The sequence below is a fragment of the Paenibacillus sp. 01L418 genome, assembly GCF_056400045.1.
In genome coordinates, this window is sequence record NZ_JBFTSN010000638.1 from 1 (window position 1) to 2674 (window position 2674).

Annotated in this window: 3 protein-coding genes; all 3 read left to right on the forward strand. The window is 41.7% G+C overall.

The window, feature by feature from the left end; translation table 11 throughout:
- A partial coding sequence (locus AC1DSE_RS34000; protein WP_477528983.1) for a helix-turn-helix transcriptional regulator occupies positions 1-309 on the forward strand: 309 nt, incomplete at its 5' end.
- 116 nt (positions 310-425) lie between these two features.
- Positions 426-1763 (forward strand): ABC transporter substrate-binding protein, encoded by a 1338-nt coding sequence (locus tag AC1DSE_RS34005; RefSeq protein ID WP_339202676.1) that lies wholly within the window; start codon positions 426-428, stop codon positions 1761-1763.
- Between the two features lie 102 nt (positions 1764-1865).
- Positions 1866-2674 (forward strand): carbohydrate ABC transporter permease (locus tag AC1DSE_RS34010; RefSeq protein WP_477528984.1); only part of this gene is annotated, 809 nt, incomplete at its 3' end.

Here is a 2674-nt window from a genome sequence, read left to right on the forward strand (position 1 = left end):
ATGATTCAAGTAATTGAAGCGCATATTTCCAATCCTGATCAATCGCTCAACTGGGTAGCAAGTGAGATCTTATACATGAACGCAGATTATGTAGGCAAGCTGTTTAAGAAGGAAATGGGAGAGAAATTCTCAAATTATGTTGTTCGGTTAAGGATGGAGCAAGCGATGGAAGAGATTGAGAAAACAGGTGATGTGAAGGTTTTTGAACTCGCTGAGAAATTTGGTTTTGGCGATAATCCGCAATATTTTAGTCAAGTTTTTAAAAAACATACAGGGTTCACGCCTTCCGAATTCAAAAGGTCGCCATAATGGCGACCTCTGTTTTTTTAACAAAGAAAGCGGTTTTTTTAATTCCGACGATTCGACATTCACCCTATAATAAAGCTTGTAAACAACATTAAAGAGTCTGGAAGGGGCGTAACACAATGAAAGCACCAAAGAAAATGCTTTTGATGCTCATGGCTTTTGCACTAGTTCTCGTAAGCGCTTGCGGCGGAAACGCAAACAATGAAAAACCAACAAATGCGACCAACGCACCAAAATCAACAAACGAAGTGAAAGAAGAGCCAGCAGAAGCAAAACCGGTCACTCTTCGTATCGCATGGTGGGGCGGTCAGCCGCGTCATGATTACACAATGAAAGTCATTGAGATGTACAAAGCGAAAAACCCGCATGTAACGATAGAAATGGAATATGCAAACTATGATGACTACTGGAAAAAGCTTGCTCCTCAAGCAGCTGCAAACGAGCTTCCTGATATCATCCAAATCGATACGCAAAACTATTCGCAATACGCTGGCAGAAAACAATTGGCTGATTTGACTCCATTTATCGGCAATCAAATTGACGTAAGTGACATTAGCCAAAATGCAATTGATGGCGGTAAATTAGGCGATGGACTATACGGTATGAACCTTGGTGTAAATGCTCTTGGATTTAACTACGATCCAGCACTACTTAAAAAAGCAGGCATTGATTCCATTCCTGAAAACTACACTTGGGATGATTACGTAGCAATGGCTGCAAAAGCAAAAGCAGCAGGAATTTTCTTCGACAACGGTATGCGTCCAGAAGTGTTCTTCGGCTACTACCTTCGTACACTTGATAAAACGTTGTTTAACGCAGAAGGCAACGGCCTTGGCTACGAGGATGATCAACTATTCACCGATTTCTTCGGAATGCTAGCTAAACTTGTTATCGATGGTGCAGTACCGTCACCAGACGTTCTAGCTCAAATCAAAGGCGCAGAAGACAGCCACCTTGTATTGAACCAAGGCATTGGCGTATGGCAATGGTCGAACCAATATGTTGGATTGCAGCAAGTGGCTAACCGTCCGCTAGCAATTGCTCCAATGGCTGGTCCAAATATGACTAAAGGGTTATTCCTTAAGCCAAGTATGTTCTTCTCCGTATCGGAAAATTCGAAAGTGAAAGAAGAAGCAGCTAAATTTATCAACTTCTTCGTAAATGATATCGAAGCTAACAAATTGATTTTAGGCGATCGCGGCGTACCTGTTTCCTCTAAAGTGAAAGAAGCGTTAAAAGCAGTTTCTACTGAAGCACAAATCCAAGTATACGACTATGTTGCTTGGGCAGAAGCGAACAGCTCACCAATGGATCCAGCTGATCCAATCGGTTCTGCAGAAGTGTTCAAATCGCTCACAAGCCTTGCAGAGCAAATGAACTACAACAAAATTAAACCAGAAGACGCAGCTAAGAAGTTTAGAGACGAAGCAACCGCTATTCTTAAGAAAAACAAGTAATATTGTTTGAGTAGAAGCGATGGTTGGTCGTTAGATCGACCATCGCTTTTTCATAAATAAAGATGCTTTGGCACGCTAGACTTCGTATAGGAGTTGGATAAGATGAAATCGCTATCACTTAAAAACAACTTGGTAGGCTACACCTTTATTGGTCCATTTGTTATCGGATTTTTATTGTTCACCTTAGTACCCGCTGTCGCATCGTTATATTTCTCGGTTACCGATTATGATCTCTTATCGACACCATCCTTTATCGGATTAGAGAATTACCAGACGATGTTTTTTGATGACTCAAAGTTTTGGGCATCTCTAAAGGTTACTTTTTTATACGTATTTATCGGTGTACCGCTTAGATTGGCCTTTGCTTTATTTATTGCAATGATATTGAATACAGCCTCGAAAGCAATCGGGTTATATCGGACCGTTTATTATCTTCCTTCGATTATTGGCGGTAGCGTTGCCGTGTCGATTATGTGGCGCAACCTTTACGGCGACGAAGGGGTTATAAACATTTTTCTGAATGCACTCGGTTTAGATAGCGTGAGATGGTTTGCTGAACCTGCAGCGGCGCTGTGGATGCTCATTACATTGTCCGTTTGGCAATTTGGATCGTCGATGCTTATTTTTCTAGCAGGTCTCAAAAATATACCGCCAGAATTGTACGAAGCTTCCAATGTGGATGGAGCGGGTCCAGTCGTTCGCTTCTTCAAAATTACTTTGCCAATGCTCAGCCCGATCATTTTGTTTAATACGATTATGCAAACCATCGGAGCATTTATGACCTTCGTTCCAGCTTACATTATTTCAAAAGGCGAGGGCGGCCCGTTAGACGGTACACTTCTTTATTCCCTTTACTTGTTCCGTCAAGCATTCGTTTATTTCGATATGGGATTTGCTTCAGCAATGGCGTG

Coding starts and splice junctions, on each gene's coding strand:
- AC1DSE_RS34005 (WP_339202676.1), top strand. CDS start 426: ATGAAAGCACCAAAGAAAATGCTTTTGATGCTCATGGCTTTTGCACTA.